Origin of the sequence: Nocardia sp. NPDC051787 (assembly GCF_040681325.1) — a bacterium.
GTDB lineage: Bacteria > Actinomycetota > Actinomycetes > Mycobacteriales > Mycobacteriaceae > Nocardia.
Map to the genome: position 1 here is coordinate 179,084 of NZ_JBFAYO010000001.1, position 16,697 is coordinate 195,780.

A 16,697-nucleotide genomic window follows, 5' to 3' on the forward strand; every position below is an offset into this window, starting at 1 on the left:
CAGGATTGGTCCGGGGAACGAGAGAGCCCGGGTCCGAAGGGACCCGGGCTCTCGTCGTCAGTGCCGTGTCAGTTCTTCCGGCCCGGCGCCTTGGCGCCGGACTTGAAGCCGAGACCGCCCGGCTTGGCGGTGGGCGGGGCAACCTGGGGTGCGCCGTTGCCGCTCGTGCCGTTCGTGGCCTGCTCGGTCTCGGCGACGGATTCGGTCTGCGCCGCGGGAGCTTCCGAGGCGGGGGCCGCATCCGTCGAGGCGGGTTCGGCGGGAGCCGGAGCCTTGGCGCCGGGCGCCTTGGGGCCGGGGCGCTTGAAGCCGGATTTCATGGCCAGACCTTTGGCGGGGACCGTCGGCTTGGTCTCGGCCGGCGCCGTTGCCGTCTGGGCGGCGGGCGCCTCTTCGGCCGACGGTGCCGCGGCGGACGCGTTGGCAGCCGGAGCCTTGGCGCCGGGCGCCTTGGCCGCACCCTTCATGGCGAGACCACCACCGGGCGCCTTGGCGCCACCCTTCATCCCCAGACCACCGGGTGCCTTGGCCGGACCCTTCATGGCCAGGCCCTTGACGGGCGCGGCGGGAGCCTCGGCCTCAGGCGCCGATTCGGCGGCGGCAGCGGCCTTGGCGCCGGGCGCCTTCGCGGCGCCCTTCATACCGAGACCGCCGGGTGCCTTGGCCGGACCTTTCATGGCGAGACCGCCGCCACCGGGCGCTTTGGCCGGGCCCTTCATCGCCAGGCCGCCGCCGGTCGGCGCCGCCTTGGCGGGGCCAGGGGCTACGGCCGCAGGAACGGGTTCCGCCTCCGGTTCCGGCTCGGCCTCGGGCGCCTTCGGCTCCTGGATGACGGTGAGGTTCTCGGTCAGCACCGACGGCTCGACGCGCTCGATGGCGTCCAGCATCAGCTGCGCGACGTCCACCACCTCGACGCCTTCGCCTTCGCCCTTCTCCTGGCGAGCGGTGACGCCGTCGGTGAGCATCACGCGGCAGAACGGGCAGCCGGTGGCGATTTTCGCCGGCGACGTGGTGAGCGCCTCGTCCACCCGGTCGATGTTGATGCGCTTGCCGAGTTGCTCTTCCATCCACATCCGCGCGCCACCGGCGCCACAGCACATGGACCGCTCGCCGTGCCGCGGCATCTCGACCAGGTTCGAACCGGACGCCGCCATCAGCTCACGCGGCGCGTTGTAGACCTTGTTGTGGCGGCCGAGGTAGCAGGGGTCGTGGTAGGTGACGTTCTGCGACACCGGGGCGACCGGGATCAACTGCTTCTGCCGCACCAGGCGGTTGAGCAGCTGGGTGTGGTGCACCACTTCGTAAGTGCCGCCGACTTGCGGGTACTCGTTGTTCAGCGCGTTGAAGCAGTGCGCGCAGGTGACGACGATCTTCTTCTTGCGCTCCTCGACGCCCTCGAACACCGAGTTCAGCAGCTCGATGTTCTGCTGCGCCAGCTGCTGGAACAGGAACTCGTTGCCCGCACGGCGCGCCGAGTCGCCGGTGCAGGTCTCCTCGGCGCCGAGCACCATGAACTTCACGCCCGCGGTGGCGAGCAGCTCGGCGACCGACTTGGTGGTCTTCTTGGCGCGGTCCTCGTAGGCGCCGGCGCAGCCGACCCAGAACAGGTACTCGTAGCCGTCGAAGCTGTCGGCGTCCTGGCCGAAGACCGGGATCTGGAAGTCGAGCTCGTTGATCCAGTTGAGCCGGTCCTTGGCGTTCTGGCCCCACGGGTTGCCCTTGTTCTCCAGGTTCTTGAACAGACCGGCGAGCTCGGACGGGAACTCCGATTCGATCAGCACCTGGTAGCGGCGCATGTCGATGATGTGGTCGACGTGCTCGATGTCCACTGGGCACTGCTCGACGCACGCGCCGCAGGTGGTGCAGCTCCACAACACCTCGGGATCGATGATGCCGCCCACCTCCGCGCCGCCCACCAGGGGACGCTCCGCCTCGGCCTTGGCGGCCTCGGAGATCTCGGCCAGCTTCGCTTCGTTCGGGTTGCCCTCGGCGTCGACCAAGCCGACCTCATCGCCGCCCATGTCTTTGCGGCCGCCCGCCAGCAGGTAGGGGGCCTTGGCGTAACCGTGGTCCCGAAGGGACATGATCAGCAGCTTCGGCGACAGCGGCTTGCCGGTGTTCCAGGCGGGGCACTGCGACTGGCAGCGCCCGCACTCGGTGCAGGTAGTGAAGTCCAGCCAGCCTTTCCAGGAGAAGTCCTCGATCCGGCCGGCGCCGAAGGTGTCGGTGTCCGGGTCCGCGGTCTCCATGTCGACCGGCTTGCCCTTCGACATCATCGGCTTGGCCGCGCCGAGCGCGACGCCGCCGTCGTCCTCGCGCTTGAAGTAGATGTTCGGGAACGCCGAGAACCGGTGCCAGGCCACGCCCCAGGTGATGTTGCGGCCGACGTAGTAGAGGAACGCCATACCCGACATCAGCTTGATGAAGGCGAAGATCGACACCATCACCGGGCTGGCGGGCAGCAACTTCGCCACCTGCATGGTGAAGAAGTCGGTCGCGGCGTTGGAGTGGTGGTAGGTCGCGATCTTTCCGGCCTTGACGAAGATCATGCCGAGGCCCTCGAGCAGCACGATCGCCTCGATGACGTAGGCCGGGCCGAACTTGGAACCGCTGAACCGGGACAGCCGCTCCGGCACCCGCGGGTGATTGAGCTGACGCAGGATGATCAGCGTGGTGATGCCGACCACGGTGCCGATGCCCAGGATCTCGTCCCACAGGTGGTAGATCGCCAAGTTGCCGATGAGCGGCCAGTGGAACGCCGGGTCGAACGTCTGCCCGTACGCCTCGAACCACAACATGGCGCCGCCGAGGAACCCGATCATCACCAGCCAGTGCGCCCAGCCGACGGTGCGGAATTTGTTCATCCGCGTGTGCGCGAGGAACTCCACGATCATCTGCTTGAACCGCGGGAAGAAGGGCCGCCAACGATCCGGTGCGGGCTGTCCGATCATGATGGCGCGCGCGATATTGCGGACGCCGCCTATGAACGACGCCCAACACAGGAGGCTGAGCGCCGCCCCAATCGTGCCCAGCGTCACTGTCAGGGCATTCATGTCGCGACCTTTCTTTAGAGGCACCACGAGCGCGGCCGGTCTGTTACCGCGTCGGTTGGCTCGTATCTTAACTGGCAGTAAGTTACCCGCCAGTAACAACCCCGTCCATCGTACGATCGGCTTTTGGGCTATAGCCCCACATCCTGGGGCTCGACCCATTATTTACCTGTGATCAATCTCACAGGAGATTCCGCCTATGCCTGCCGCTGGTCCGGTGACCACCACGCTAAACGGCGAAGCATTCCGCCCAGTCGGTAAGGATTGGCTTAGTCCCCATGACTGATAAGGCATGTCGCTTAAAACGCGGTGTTCCATTAGGCTCACGACGTTCAAATAGCTGTGCCCGTCTTCACACCGCTCGGGGAGGATCCGGAGCCGACCACCCGGATTTGATGGAAAGAGCTCTCGCGTGCTGGAGATCAGCCGGTGACGACGACCTGATGATGGATTGGAAACTGAATGAAACTCCGCAGAACCACCGCGGCGGCTGCGATGGTCATCGGTGCGATGACCATCGGTATGGGGACCGCACATGCCGACGAGCCGGCCGCCACGCCTGACCCGATCCGGTACTCGGTCAAGCTGGTGGAGAAGACCGTCGTGACGACGCTCAAGGGGGGAACGTTCGAGCTGGCGAAGTCTTCTGAGGATGTCGAGGAAGACGACATCTACAAGATCAAGGACGCGCAGGGCAACACCGTGCTGGCGATGCCGATCGCCTTCAAGGTCGCCGACACCGTCGTGCCGGTGAAGCCGGTCGTCAAGGACGACAGCACCGTGCTCGAGCTGACCCCGGACCAGGGTGTCACCGTGCCCAAGGACAAGCCGGTCAACACCGTCAACGTCGTCGCGCAGCCGATCGCCTCGCCGCTCGAGAACCAGCGCGCGCAGAACGAGTTCGCCAGCCAGTTCGGCATCGCGACGGCGGTCGGCGGCTTCCTCGGCACCGCTGTGGGCGTCGTGCTCGGTGGTGTGATCGGCTGCATCCTGGGCCTGCCGTTCCTCGGTGTCGGCTGCATTCCCGCCGCGATCGCGGGTGCGGGCATCGGCGGCATCCTCGGCACCGTGGCCGTCGGCGGCCCGGCGCTGCTGATCGCGGGCATGGACCTGATCAACACGCTGCAGGCGCCCGATGGCACCACGAAGTGGGCGGATCAGCCGAAGTAAACCCTTCGGCCCGAACACTTCTCGCTAGATCCCCGGCGGCCCGCTCTCTTCGGAGGGCGGGCCGTCGCTCGTCAGGAGGTCAGATCGAGCATCCCCCGGACGACTACCTCGCCCAGATCCTGCCCCAGAACGCCGAACGAGCGTTCGACCATCTCGAACATGCCGTCCTCACGTACCAACAACACCGTGCTCGCCCTGGTGCCGTGCACGCTGTGCGCGATGAATCGGGCCGACAGCGCCCGTTCCATCTCGTACGGGACTCCGGTATGCGGTAATGCCTCATCCGGTGCCTCGGTGCGATCGGCGAGCACCGCGAAGTAGCGGTCCACCGCACCGGGATCGGATCCCACGACCTTGCGCAGCTCGGTCATACCGGCCCGCACTTTGGGCCAGATGGGCTGTGGGGCAGCCAGATCTACGTTCGGCCGGGTTGTACCCGTGGAAGTGACGAACGTGCCGTTGGAGAGACCGTGGAAGCCCGGAGCCAGCTCCCTCGGCTCCGCGGCGCTGCGGTTGGAATGCCACCACAGCGTTCGCAGGTCGGTTACCACCAGGTTGTAGCCGTTGTAGTCGTCGGGCGCCGCCGCGACATCGAGCACGTACTTTTCGGGGCCGGGAAATTCTCCCGCCGGGTGGCGGTCCGAGGCGCCGCGCAGGAAGTCCATCAGCAGCGCGCCACGGGAACGGGCGTCGGAGCGCTCGTCGTTGGGATTGCGCACATTCGTGACCGCCGCGAAGCGATTGCTGCCCTGCGGCTGTGCCGTGAGGCCGAGCCACGTGCCGGGAGGTTCGCCCGCGGCCCGGCCGACGGCTCCGGTGTCGCGCCCGGCGATCAGGCCGGGCACTTCCGGCCACCGGCGCATGGACTCGGTCGGCCGGGTGTAGAACTCATCCCGGTTGGCGGCAACGATCAACCGGTATTCCGGGTGGGCGCGCCAGCCGATCAACACCAAACACATGCAGTCCAGAATGCCCGACCGGCACGGCACCCCACGCGGCGTTTCCACCACCGAAGGCCGCGTAAGGGCAGCGGAAAGGGCCGAAGACGGCGAAAAGGCCGACAGCCCAACGGCTGCCGGCCTTTCGCGTCCTGCTGTCAGTTGGTGCGCACGCGGAGCCCAGGGTTGTCCGAGAGCACAACGTGCACCGGCTGCGCGAACAGCTGCGGCACGTTACCGGTGAGCGCGCCGATCAGGTTCGGGATCTCGCAGATCGGGTAGTCGGCCACCGACGACGCACTGGAGATGCCCAGCGCCAGCCTGCCGGTCACGATCGGGCCGCCGCTGTCGCCGGGCAGCGCGCAGATGTTGGCCGAGAAGCTCTGGGTGAGTTCCCGCTCGCCGACCTGCACGGTCTGGTCGACCGCGTTGACCACGCCGCAGCTGAAGCCGGTACGCGCACCGGACTTGCACACCGGAGCGCCGACGACCGGGGTAGCCACGCCCTCGACCGGGATCGGCGCCGCGCCGGGAGCACGGACGCCGTTGTTGGCGAAGCGGTCCTTGGCCTGGTCGTTGATCCGCACGATCGAGTAGTCCTGCTCGCCGAGCACCGACTTCTGGAACACGCCCAGCTGGGCGCCGGCCCGGTCGCCGTTCAGCTCGTAGACGCCTGCGGCGTTGCCGGTGCCGGCCGAGCCGAGGTCCGGGTTGCAATGCCCAGCGGTGATGTTGACGGTATTGCCATTGCGGTCGGTGCCGTTGAAGCCGAGCGAGCAGCGCAGCGAGCTGCGTCCGGCGATCGAGGCGTAGCCGTCGCCGCCAGCGAGGGGACCGCGCGCCTCTCCGGCGATGTCACCCGCCTGCAGGGTGGCCTGTTCGCCGGCCACCGGCGGCGCCATCACGATGACGCGCGCCGGATCGATGAAGTTCGGCATCGGCAGGCCCGCCTGGTCGACGCGCACCGCGATGCTGTTGTTCACGGTGTCGACCACCGCGCCGCGCACCAGCGCCCGTACCGCCTCCGGCTGGCCCTCCAGCCAGCGCTCGAACGCGCTCTTCTCGCCGCGCAGGGCGGCCTCGCTCTTGGCGACATTGCGGACTTCGAATCCGGCCGACTCCGCCGCCTTCTTGGCCTCCTCGGCGCCAGGGCCCTGCGCCAGGGCCACGACCGCTTTGCCAGCGTCGTCGAGCCAGGAGCCGCCGAACACGGACGGGTACTGCCGCTGGGCGGTGGTGGCGAACGCGGCCACCTGCTGCGCGACTTCCGCGCGGTGCAGATACTCGTCGGGCGAGATCTTCAGATCGCGGACCACCGCGGCCACCAGTTCGGCGGGCAGGCCGGGCGCCTGATCGGGTTGAGCCGTCGCTACTGCCGCCGTGGGGCCGAACAGCAGGATCGCCGCCGAGGCGGCGATCACTGTTTTTCGGATTCCGGTCTGTCGCGCAGCTGATCGGGGAGGACCTATACGTGGCAGGAGCATGAGCAGACTATATGGGGTTCTGCCCGGTATGCCTACTCATCTTGTGTTCTTGGTTGCCTCGATAGCCCGTCGGCCGAGATATGTCTGTCGCCACATGCGCGGAGGGTGAATTCAGCCCGCGTTCGGCCGGGTGCGCACCGTGATGCCGCTGCCGATTCCGCCACCGGAAGAGGCTTCGATGTCGGCCAGGATCGCCCGGATCGGGATGCCGAGCGAGGCGGTGCCGCCGTACTGCGCCAGGCCGATATTGGCCTCGCTGCAATTCGGCGCGTCCGCGGCGTTGGAACCGCTGGTGATGCCGAGCGCTAGCGTGCCGGACACGATCGCGCCGCCGCTGTCACCGCCGAGCGTGCACGCCGAACTGGCGAACCCGCGCACGGTCTTGCTCTCGCCCTCCGCGGTGTAGAGCTGGGTCTCCACCCGGTCGGCCACGACGAAGCCGCAGGTGAACGTGGACGACTGGCCCGACTTGCAGACCGGTGCCCCGGTGATCGGATCGGCGGTGCCGGTGATCCACAGCGTGGTGCCGTTGGCGCCACGCACCGAGGGCTGATCCATGCCCGCCCGCACCGCGCGCTCGTTCAGCTTGATCACCGAGTAGTCCAGCGCGGACGGGCCACCCAGCGAAGCGCGCACGAAGGTGCCCAGTTCGGGGCTGGCCGGAATGTCGCGCACGTTGGGGAAGTAGACGGTGGCCTCCTGATTCCCCTTGCTCACGTTCGGATCGCAGTGGCCCGCACTGATGTTCAGCGCGTTGCCCGACGCGTCGATGCTGTTGAACCCGAACGAGCAGACATCGACCGCGCGCAGCGACGCGTCTTGCAGCGAACCGGGAGTGCTGATGTACGTGTCGCCACCCATCGGCCTGCGCTCGACCGGGCCCCCGCCGTTCGGCGACAGGATGACCTTGATGTTCGCCAGCAGGGTCGGCAGATTGAGCAGGTGGCCCGCGGGGGTGTTGGCGACGCTGAGCACCAGCTGGCTGTTCAGGAAGTCGATCGCCACCGAGTTGATCCCCTGCGAAATCTCCCGTGGCAGACCGGTGATCCACTGGTTGAGCTGGACCAGTGAGTTCTCCAGGCTGTCCGCCGAGACCGGGGCCAGGCTGGTGTGATAGCCGTCGGCCGCGGCGATCTTGGCGGCGTCCAGCGAGGTGACGGCCACGACAGGCTTGCCGTCGGCGCCGATCCAGGCGCCCGCGTAGGAATCCGGTCGCTCCGAACGGAAGTCGCGCGCGTAGTCACGCAGCTGCTGGGCGCGCGCGGCGCGGTCCAAGTACTCGGTCGGGGTCATCTTCAGATCCCGCGCGATGGCCTGCACGAGTTCCGGTGGCAGATTGTCCACGCCGAGCTGTGCGGGGGCCTCGGGTACCGCCGAGGCGGCGGTCGTGCCGAACAAGGGAGCCAGGAGAACGGTCGAGGCGATGGCGACAGCTTTGACCGCGGCGCGACGCGCCACCAACTTGCGCATGAAGTCCCTTCGTCGGCACGCACGTGCCAGCTAAATCCGTGGCCACGGACGTAATCCATTGGCACACAGTCTTCGTCCAGCAACCGACCGCTGTGGCGAAATTCATCCGACAACAGGGTCAGCGCAACACTCTAGGGCACAAACTCCGAAAGGGCGCTACTAATCACCGACTACCCGGTATTCCCATTCCGGGGATGGTCGGGAGCGGCGGTAGCTGCCCGAACGGGTTGCGGGTGGTCGTGGTGGTCCGCGTCGTCGACGGAGTGGTGGTGGGTGGAGTCGTAGTGGGCGGCTCGGTGGTTGTCGGGGTCGTCGGCTCGGGCGTTGTCGTCTCGGGGATCACTACGGGCGGCTCGGGTTCCTCGGTGGTGGTGGGCACGGTGGACGACACGATCGATGGGGACGGTGGAGGGGGAGCCACCGACGTCTGCTCGGACTTGGCGTCCGGCAGCGGTGGGACCGGTGTCGGCTCGCCGTCGCGGAACAGTAGCGCCACCACGATGCCGCCGAGCACCAGTCCGAGCGCCGCGGCCCCGGCGATCAGCAGCGGCGTTCGCCTCGGGGCCTTCGCGGCAGCAGGCGCCTGCGCGTCTTTCTCCGGCGAGGCCGGTTCGGTGGCCGCCACGGGTTCGGCGATCGGGATGGCCGCGGAATACGCCTGCGGTGGCGCGTCGGCGGCGGACACGGCGGGGATGACGATGGTGTCCACCGTCGAGTTCTCGGCGGTCGACGGGTCCGGCGGGGTGGCTCCGGCCGGAGTGGCGAGCACGGCCGCCAGTGCGCCGCGCGCCGCGTCGTGGGCGAACGAGCGTGGGTGTGCGCCGGTTTCGGCGCTGGGCAACTCGCCCTCACCGACCAGCAGCACCGAGCGCAGGCCGAGGTAGTCCAGTGCCTCGCGCAGCGAACGCACGTGCTCGGCGGGCCAGTCCGCCGGATGCGTCGCATAGAACTCGGCCGGACCGTTCAGATGTTCGGCAGCCAGATTGATCAGGCAGAACAGGGCGGTCGCGACCAGATCCTCGGCGCGGTACGCCTCGCCCTCGTCGACCGAGATGCCCGTGGGGTCCCCTATGGCGCGCACGAATCCGGCGATCGAGTGGGAGTGCCCGGCGGGCGCGGCGCCGCCGAGGACGGTATCGCCGTCGTCGGACATGTGCAGGATCGACTCCCGGACGATGTACCGCGGTTCCTCGTCGCCGTCGGTGACGATGACCGCCGTGCACTCGTCCTCGGCGACGCGCAGGCCCACCCCAGTGGCCATCTTCTTCTACCTCGCTTCGGCGTGCCCGCTGACGGAACCGCACCCGGTTACACCAGAAGCGAGCCGTGTCCCATGGCGCGGAGCATCGACAATAACTCTGAACGGGAGCGAGCACCGACCCGGCGTCGAATGCGGGCGACGTGGTGCTCGACCGTCTTGGCGGAAATGTACAGGCGGGCGCCGATTTCCCGATAGGTGAGTCCGAGCAGGACCAGTTCGGCCACTTCGCGTTCGCGTTCGCTGAGGATCGCGGCCTGCGGCTTCGCGGGCGGCGTCGAGGCCGCGTCGCTGCTATCGGCGGCCGCGGGTGTGGACGGCCGCGGCGGCATGTCCTGCGGGCGCGCTTCGGCGCGGACTGTGCGGGCCAGTTTGAGCAACGCGGTGGCCGTCGCCGAGTCGGGCGCCGCGAGCGCCGCCTCGCTGGCCAGCCGGGCGCCGTCCCAGGTCATGCCGATCTCGGTCAGCGCGGCGACGGCCGCCTGGACCGGTGCGGTGGCGACCTGGCCACGCAGCACGAGCACCCAGGTGCGGCCCGCGTCGGCGAGCACGGCCGCGTGCCGGTCGCCCGCCTCGGCCGCCGCCTTCAGTGCGCGCGCGTGCGGCAGCAGTTCCTCGGGGCTTTCGTGCGCGATCGCGGCTTGCACGCCGTACCAGTGGAAGGCGTTGGACCAGGCAGGTGGCTCGTCCAAGCGGCGAAGCAGCGTGAGCGCGGCGTCCACCAGCGGCGCGATCCGGCGCTCGTCGCGCATCCGGATGGCCGCCAGCCACAGTTCGCCGATCGGCAGCAGCGACAGCAGATCGGCCTGCACGTCGTCGAACAGCGGATACGCCGCCTGCCACGCGCGGGCGAGCGCGGTGTGATCGCCACTGCGTCGGGCGAGACCGACCGTGACGCCGTGCGCGAGCAGCCGGTCGCGGACGTCCAGCTCGGCGTGGTCGAGCGCGGCCACCGTCGCGGCGGCGGCGCGCTCGTCGCCGCCGAGCATCGTGGTCCAGGCCGCGAGCACGTCGAGCTGATGACAGCGCAGCCCGCTCGCGGTGGCGCGCCGCAACGCGTCACCCGCGCGGCGCGGCTCACCGGTGCCGAGCGAGAGCAGGGTGGCGATCGAGGCCGCCGTGCACGGCAGGAAGCGTTCCACGCCCGCGTCCGCGTGCGTCGCCTGCACCAGCGCCGATACCGCGGCGGCAGTGCCGTTGCCCGGTTCGATGGTGTCGGTGAGCGCGGTCGCGATCAGCCGCGCGTGCGCGTCGGCCTCGGTGGGCGGCCACTGCGTCGCCGACGCGGACATCTCCTTGGCGCCCGCGGCGTCGCCCGCCAGGCACAGCACGGTCGCGCCGAGCGCCCAATCCGGGCCGACCCGGTCCGGCCCGAGCCAGGTGTACAACTGCGCCGCGCGACCGACAAGGCCACGGCGGGTGAGCACCGCCGCGCAGATCCGCACGGCGGTCGCGAGATCGGCGCCAGGGCTGCCCGAACGCGCAAGCATGGGCTCGGCCAGCCGCATGGCCGTCTCGCCGTCGCCGGCGCGTGCGGCCGCCTCGGCCCAGCGCAGCGCGATCAGATCCAATTCCGCGCCGGCGGAAGCCGCGGCGGCGTAGTAGCGGACCGCGTCGCGACCGGCCTTCTCCGCGGCGGCGATGAGGAATTCGGCCAGGCGGACGTCGCGGACACCGGATTCGGCGAGTTGCACGGCGGTGCGGTCGCGCAGCAGGCCCGCCTCCAGCCGGGCGCCGAGCAACCGGCGTTCGACCGCGACGAACCTGCGGTCGCCGAGCAGCGTGCGCAGTGGCCCGACGGCGGGCTCGAGCAGCAGGTCGGCGTCGGTCACCAGCGCACTGGCCCTGGCTCGGTCGATGAGATCCTGCGCGACGGACTGGTCCACGCCGAGCACCTCGGTGAGTTCGCTGGAGTCGAGTCCGGTTCCGGTGGTGGCGACCACGAGCGTTTCCAGCAGGTCGGGCTCGAGGTTGTCCAGCAGCCCGCGCGCCCACGCGGCGACGGCCGTGTCGACGGCGGCGATGCCGGCGTCCAGCCGCGCCGAGCAGGCCGCGGTCAGCGCGGCGACCACACCGCCGCGGATACCGCCGGTCTGCAGGTGGATGTGCTGGGCGACCTGGCGCGGCACCATCATGCCCAGTTCCCTGGCGAACGGCGCCATATCCGCGACGCCGAGCGGGCGCAGATCGACCACGCGCCCCCGCCGGGCCACCGCGTCGGCGAGCATCCGCAGCCGTGTGTCGTGCGGGCGCGGTTGGGTGGCGACGACCACCGTGCGGTGCCCTGATTCGACTGTGGAGCAAAGGTATTCGAGCTCGAAGTGGCCGAGGGTATGGGCGTTGTCGATGACCAGGGCGGGGCGGGTGGTCTCGGTCGTCACCCCTGCGGTGCCGGTGACAACCGCGCCCGGCGCGTGGGACACCGCGTGTGAGCCATTGCCCGCGTGTGTGTGCTGCAGGGCGGCGGTGTCGTCCTGCAGTGGGATGCCCCGGGCACGCAGGCGAGCCCGGATCTCCGTGAGGAGGGTCGATTTGCCGGTTTGCGAGCGACCGCGGATCAGGTAGACGACCGGCTGCTCGTCGACGGATTCCAGGTCGCGGAAGATGTCGCGGGCGCAGGGGAGGGTGTCGAAGGCGATCTCAGCCACCGGAGCCTCCCAGGATCTCGCCGGGCGCGCGCAGCACCGTGCCGACCGAGTCGCCGACGCCGTCGATGGTGTCGTTCAGCACGCCGGTCGGCAGGCTCGGCGCGCTCGGCACCGTGGGCCGCGGCTGCTGCGGCGCGGGTTGCGGGTTGGTCGGTGCCGGTGCCGGGGCAGGGGACGGTTGAGGCTGGGGTTGTGGCTGAGGGGCAGGTTGGGGCGCTGGGGATTCTGCGGGGGCGGGCTGGCCGGGAGTTTGCTCGGTGTTCCCGACGGCGACGGTGGTGCCTTCCGCGGCGGCCGAGGGTGAACCTGCTGCTTGCGAAGCGCTGGTTGCCGGACGGCGCGTCGACGGCGCGGAGTCGGTGGCGGCGACACCCGTCGCGGGAGCGGACGGATCGCCCGGCTGCGCTCCCGTCGTCGCCGCGATCTGCGCCGCGCCGGTGGTCGACTGCTCGGTCGAGGCGGGATGGTTCGGACCCGACTGGATACCGGTGCCGATCGCGAGCGTCCCGCTGGCCAGCAGGCCGATGGCGACGGCGGCACCCGCGACAATGGCGACGCGCCGCCTGCTCGTCGGCGCGTGGCGGCGTGCCGGGCGATCGTCCGGCAGCTCCGGCAGCGCCGCGATTCTGGGGGCGGGGAGTGCTCTGGGCTGGGGCACGGTCTCGTCCTCGGCGTCCGGGGCGACCAGCGGAAGCTGATTGGTCTCGGCGGCGAGCAGATCGGCGGCCAGCAGCGCGGCGCCGCGAGCCGTGGTGTGCTCCGGGTCGGGGGCGGCGACCACAGGCAGCCCGAACTCGGACGAGATCAATTCCGCGACCAAGGGGATCGCACCGCCGCCGCCGGTGAGCAGGACCCGGCCGACATCACCGATCTCGAGGCCGGCACGGTGTACCGCGTCGCGGATCAGATCGATCGAACTGGTCACCGGTCCGCGCAGCAGGTCCTCCAGTTCACCGCGCACCAGCCGCACGGTGCTGCCGCGCGGGTCGGCGGGATCCAACCGGACCGGAACGACGGTCGCGGTATTTATGGAAAGCTCTTCTTTCGCTTTTCTGCAGCGCTCGCGCAAAGCCGACAATTCGCGCTCCACCACCGGATCGAACGGATCGAAATCCGCGGCGAGCGCGGCATTTGCCAAGACATAGCGCATGGTCAGCAGATCGAATTCCGCACCGGCCACATCGGTGTTGCGCAACGGACTGCCGAGCAGGCTGGCGTGCTCTCCGGTGCGCACCACCGAGACGGTCAGCCCGGTCGCGCCGAGGTCGTAGACGACCACCGCGCCGTCGCCGGTCGTGCCGTGCGCCGCGTCCAGCCAGCGGATCGCCGCGGTGGGTTCCGGAACCAGGGTCACGTCGCCGAGCCCGGCCCGCTCCAGTGCGTCGCGCTGGATCTCGACGGTGTGCCGCGACCACCAGGCCGGATGGCAGGCGACGATGGCCTCAGTGACGGATTGTCCTGTGTCGGCGGCGATCTCGTCGATCAAGCAGCCGATCGCGGTGGCGACCAGGTCGGGCGCGGAATACGAGGAGCCGTCCTCGGCGAGCATGGCCACCGGGTCTCCGACCCTGGCGAGGAAGCCCTCCAACAGGACGTCACTGGAATGGCGGCCGGTGGCCCGAGCATCCGAGCCGAATGTGGGCCCCATGTCCTGCGACAGCCGCAACACGCTCGGATGCGTGCGCAGGTAACCGCCGCCGGACGGGCCGATCCCGTCGTCGCCATCTTCCGTTGCCGCCACGGCGACAGAATTCGACGCCCCGACAGTGATGCCGAGCGCCAGGCGCTGTGTCATTCGAGAACCCCGTTCGGAAAAGCCTGTCTGGTCCGGTGTCGCTGCTGTGTAGTTCCGAGATGGTGCGCAGGCGTTGGAGCCACGCCGACGCAACCGGTCTTTCGGTTGCTGGTCATCAGCCGTTACTTCGCTAGGGGAAGGATTGGGGTAATTCCCCTAATTTCGCCTGCACCCCTACCGAGTACCCCCGGCCGGTCGTAGGGGTTCGCCCCGTTTCGGCGTAACGGGATGCGCTCCTAGCGTGATTTGCATTCCAACGACTGCGGATCATCGAGGTCCGCCGGATCTCAGGAGACGATTCTGATGACACCCAACGCGATTCTGGAGTTCATCCTCAATCTGCTGCGGAACGAAGAGGCCGCGGTCGCTTACTGCGCGAATCCCACCCAGGCGCTGGCCGCCGCGGGGCTGAGCGCGGTGACCCCGGAGGACATCACCCTCTGCGCTCCGATGGTTGCCGAGTCGGCGCTGGTCACCGGCGGTTCTCAGCTGCAGGCCATCGTGGCGGCGGGCGCGCAGACCGGTGCGGCGGCAGCGGTGGGCGCGGCTGGCACCGTTGGCGCGGCCGCGGTCGCGAACGCTGGTGTGGATCTGGGCACCGACCTGGGCGTCGACCTGGGCGTGGGTGCGGGTGGCGGCGCCGGTGTCGATCTCGGCGTCGGTACGGGCGTCGACGTGGGCGTGGGTCTGGACACCGGTCTCGATCTCGGCGTCGGCACGGGCGTCGACGTGGGCGCGGGTCTGGACACCGCCATCGACACCGGCCTCGAGATCGGCGCAGGTCTGGGTGCGGGGCTGGCCGCCGGTCTGGACACCGTGGTGAACGCGGGCGCCGACCTGTCCGCCGCCGTGGGCGGCCTGCTCGGCGCGGGCGCCCAAGTGATCAGCGGTATCGGCGGCGGCGCCGACCTCGACCTGTCCACCGGCCTGGAAGGCGCGGGAAACATCGGCGCGGGCCTGGAGACCGGCCTGTCCACCGGCATCGACGCGGCCATCGGCACGGGCGCCGACCTTTCCGCCGGCCTGGAGGGCGCGGTGGATACGACGACCGGTTTGACGACCGGCCTGGGTGCGGGTCTGGAAGGTGCGGTGAACGGGGCTGCGGGCCTGACCACGGGTCTCGGCGCCGGACTGCAAGGCGCCGTGGACGCGGCAACCGGTCTGACCACAGGTGTAGACGCCGCACTGGGCGGCGGTGCACAGGCGGGTGCGGATCTGAGTGCAGGCGTCGGCGCAGGTCTGCAGGGCGCGGTGGATGCGACGACCGGTTTGACGACCGGCCTCAGCGGTGGGCTCGAAGGCGCCGTCGGTGGTGCGGCAGACGTGACCACGGGCTTGGGCGCAGGTCTTCAGGGTGCTGTCGGTGCGGCCAGTGACATAACCGCGGGCCTCGGCGCGCAGGCGGGAGCCGGTCTGGGAGCGGGTATCGAGGGCGCGGCGGACGCGACGACCGGCCTGAGTGCGGGTCTGGACGGCGTTGTCGATGGAGCGGCGGGTCTGGGCGCCGGCTTGGAAGGGGCTGTCGACGGCGCGGCGAGCGTGACCACCGGTCTCGGAGCGGGCCTGGAGGGTGCCGTCGAGGGCGCCGCGGATGTGACCACGGGCGTGGGCGCGGGACTCGATGGTGCCGTAGGTGCGGCAACTGACTTGACCGCGGGTCTCGGTGCCGGTGGGCAGTTCGATGCTGGTCTGGACGGTGCCGTGGATGCCGCGGCCGGTTTGTCGACCGGGATCGGTGGCGTGGTGGAGGCCGGAGGCCAGGCAACGAGCGGGCTCACCGGTGGAATCGATACCGCCGCGCAGGGTTCGGGCAATCTGACCACCGGACTCGGTGGCAACTTCTCCTCTGCCATCGGTGGTGCGGGGAACCTGGGCACGCAGGCGACGGCGGGTCTGGAGACCGGGCTCGCGACGGGGCTCGGCGCGGCCGTAAGCACCGGCGCGGAACTGGGCGGCGGCCTGGATGGCTCGCTGAACACCGGAGGCCAGCTCGGGATGGGACTGGAAACCGGACTGGGCGCGGCGTTCGATGCCGCGGGCGACGCGACGACCGGACTGGAAACGGGTTTGTCCACTGGTCTCGGCGGCGGATTCTCCAGCGGTGTGGACGGCGTCGTGCACGCCGGTTCCGGTCTCGAGACCGGGCTCGGCGGCGCCATTGACGCTGGTGCGCAGGCTGGCGCTGGACTGGGTACGGGTCTGTCGGCTGGTCTGGACGCTGGTGCGCAGGCTGGTGCCGGACTCGGTACCGGTCTGTCGGCTGGTCTCGACGCGGGCGCCCAGACGAGTGCCGGACTCGGATCCGGCTTGTCCACCGGAATCGACGGCGCGATCGGGGCGGGGACGCAGGCGGGTGCAGGTCTGGAGACCGGCTTGTCCACTGGTCTCGGCGCCGCGGGCAATGCGAGTGGCGGCCTGTCCGGCGGGCTCGAGGGTGCGTCGAGCGCCGGTGCGCAGTGGGGCTCGAGCCTGGACAGCGGAATCAGCGGCGGTATCGATGCCGGTACGCACGCGACCTCCGGCCTGTCCGCGGGCCTGGACACCACCTCCGGGCTCGGTGGCGGACTGAACTCGACCGTCGGCGGCGCGGCGGACGCGGGCGCCGGAGTCGGCGGCTCGGTGAGCGGCGCCACGCAGGGTGCGGTGGACAGCGGGGCGGGTCTCGGCGGCAGCGTCGGTTCGACCGCGCACACTTGGTCCTCGCTGGACGTGTCGAGTGCCTTCGGTTCGGGTCTGGACGGCACCACGGGTGCGCAGACCGACGCGGGCCTGTTCGGCGACACGCACGCGAACACGGATCTCTCCGGTTCGGCGGGTGCCGACCTGACGGGCGACACTTTCCTGCACTGACAGTTGACCGGTTCGACGGAAAGAGGTCCATACC

At 69.8% G+C, this 16,697-nt stretch carries 9 protein-coding genes; 2 read left to right on the forward strand and 7 right to left on the reverse strand.

Features of this window, described 5'->3' with window-relative positions; all coding sequences use genetic code 11:
• Positions 1-68: 68 nt before the first annotated feature.
• The gene (locus tag AB0M45_RS00850) at positions 69-3,053 is read right to left on the reverse strand and encodes a (Fe-S)-binding protein (RefSeq protein ID WP_364321750.1); all 2,985 of its coding nucleotides are present in this window, start codon (positions 3,051-3,053) and stop codon (positions 69-71) included.
• Positions 3,054-3,512: 459 nt separating this feature from the next.
• On the opposite strand from AB0M45_RS00850, the gene AB0M45_RS00855 reads away from it, so the two are divergent.
• Positions 3,513-4,220, forward strand: a complete 708-nt coding sequence (locus AB0M45_RS00855; RefSeq protein ID WP_364321100.1) for a hypothetical protein — start codon at positions 3,513-3,515, stop codon at positions 4,218-4,220.
• Between the two features lie 71 nt (positions 4,221-4,291).
• On the opposite strand, the gene AB0M45_RS00860 is transcribed toward AB0M45_RS00855, so the two are convergent.
• From AB0M45_RS00860 to AB0M45_RS00885, 6 genes are all read right to left on the reverse strand, one after another.
• Entirely contained in the window at positions 4,292-5,179 is an 888-nt protein-coding gene (locus tag AB0M45_RS00860; protein WP_364321103.1) for an NRDE family protein, read from the reverse strand.
• A gap of 137 nt (positions 5,180-5,316) precedes the next feature.
• Complete coding sequence (locus AB0M45_RS00865; protein ID WP_364321106.1) at positions 5,317-6,642, reverse strand: S1 family peptidase; 1,326 nt, start codon at positions 6,640-6,642, stop codon at positions 5,317-5,319.
• Between the two features lie 111 nt (positions 6,643-6,753).
• Positions 6,754-8,112 (reverse strand): S1 family peptidase, encoded by a 1,359-nt coding sequence (locus tag AB0M45_RS00870; protein WP_364321109.1) that lies wholly within the window; start codon positions 8,110-8,112, stop codon positions 6,754-6,756.
• Between the two features lie 163 nt (positions 8,113-8,275).
• Positions 8,276-9,373: a hypothetical protein gene (locus AB0M45_RS00875; protein ID WP_364321112.1), complete on the reverse strand. Its 1,098-nt coding sequence runs from the start codon at positions 9,371-9,373 to the stop codon at positions 8,276-8,278.
• Positions 9,374-9,420: 47 nt separating this feature from the next.
• Positions 9,421-12,018: a LuxR C-terminal-related transcriptional regulator gene (locus AB0M45_RS00880; RefSeq protein ID WP_364321114.1), complete on the reverse strand. Its 2,598-nt coding sequence runs from the start codon at positions 12,016-12,018 to the stop codon at positions 9,421-9,423.
• Positions 12,011-13,813, reverse strand: coding sequence for an Hsp70 family protein (locus AB0M45_RS00885; protein WP_364321117.1), 1,803 nt, complete (start codon positions 13,811-13,813; stop codon positions 12,011-12,013). Before AB0M45_RS00885 ends, AB0M45_RS00880 begins: the two co-directional genes overlap by 8 nt.
• Before the next feature lie 303 nt (positions 13,814-14,116).
• Between AB0M45_RS00885 and AB0M45_RS00890 the strand changes: the two genes are divergently transcribed.
• Positions 14,117-16,663: an IniB N-terminal domain-containing protein gene (locus tag AB0M45_RS00890; RefSeq protein ID WP_364321120.1), complete on the forward strand. Its 2,547-nt coding sequence runs from the start codon at positions 14,117-14,119 to the stop codon at positions 16,661-16,663.
• The last annotated feature ends 34 nt before the right edge of the window (positions 16,664-16,697 follow it).

What these genes read in the sequence shown, in the direction of transcription:
- AB0M45_RS00850 (WP_364321750.1), bottom strand. Translation starts at nt 3,053, where the DNA reads ATGAATGCCCTGACAGTGACGCTGGGCACGATTGGGGCGGCGCTCAGC.
- AB0M45_RS00855 (WP_364321100.1), top strand. Translation starts at nt 3,513, where the DNA reads ATGAAACTCCGCAGAACCACCGCGGCGGCTGCGATGGTCATCGGTGCG.
- AB0M45_RS00860 (WP_364321103.1), bottom strand. Translation starts at nt 5,179, where the DNA reads ATGTGTTTGGTGTTGATCGGCTGGCGCGCCCACCCGGAATACCGGTTG.
- AB0M45_RS00865 (WP_364321106.1), bottom strand. Translation starts at nt 6,642, where the DNA reads ATGCTCCTGCCACGTATAGGTCCTCCCCGATCAGCTGCGCGACAGACC.
- AB0M45_RS00870 (WP_364321109.1), bottom strand. Translation starts at nt 8,112, where the DNA reads ATGCGCAAGTTGGTGGCGCGTCGCGCCGCGGTCAAAGCTGTCGCCATC.
- AB0M45_RS00875 (WP_364321112.1), bottom strand. Translation starts at nt 9,373, where the DNA reads ATGGCCACTGGGGTGGGCCTGCGCGTCGCCGAGGACGAGTGCACGGCG.
- AB0M45_RS00885 (WP_364321117.1), bottom strand. Translation starts at nt 13,813, where the DNA reads ATGACACAGCGCCTGGCGCTCGGCATCACTGTCGGGGCGTCGAATTCT.
- AB0M45_RS00890 (WP_364321120.1), top strand. Translation starts at nt 14,117, where the DNA reads ATGACACCCAACGCGATTCTGGAGTTCATCCTCAATCTGCTGCGGAAC.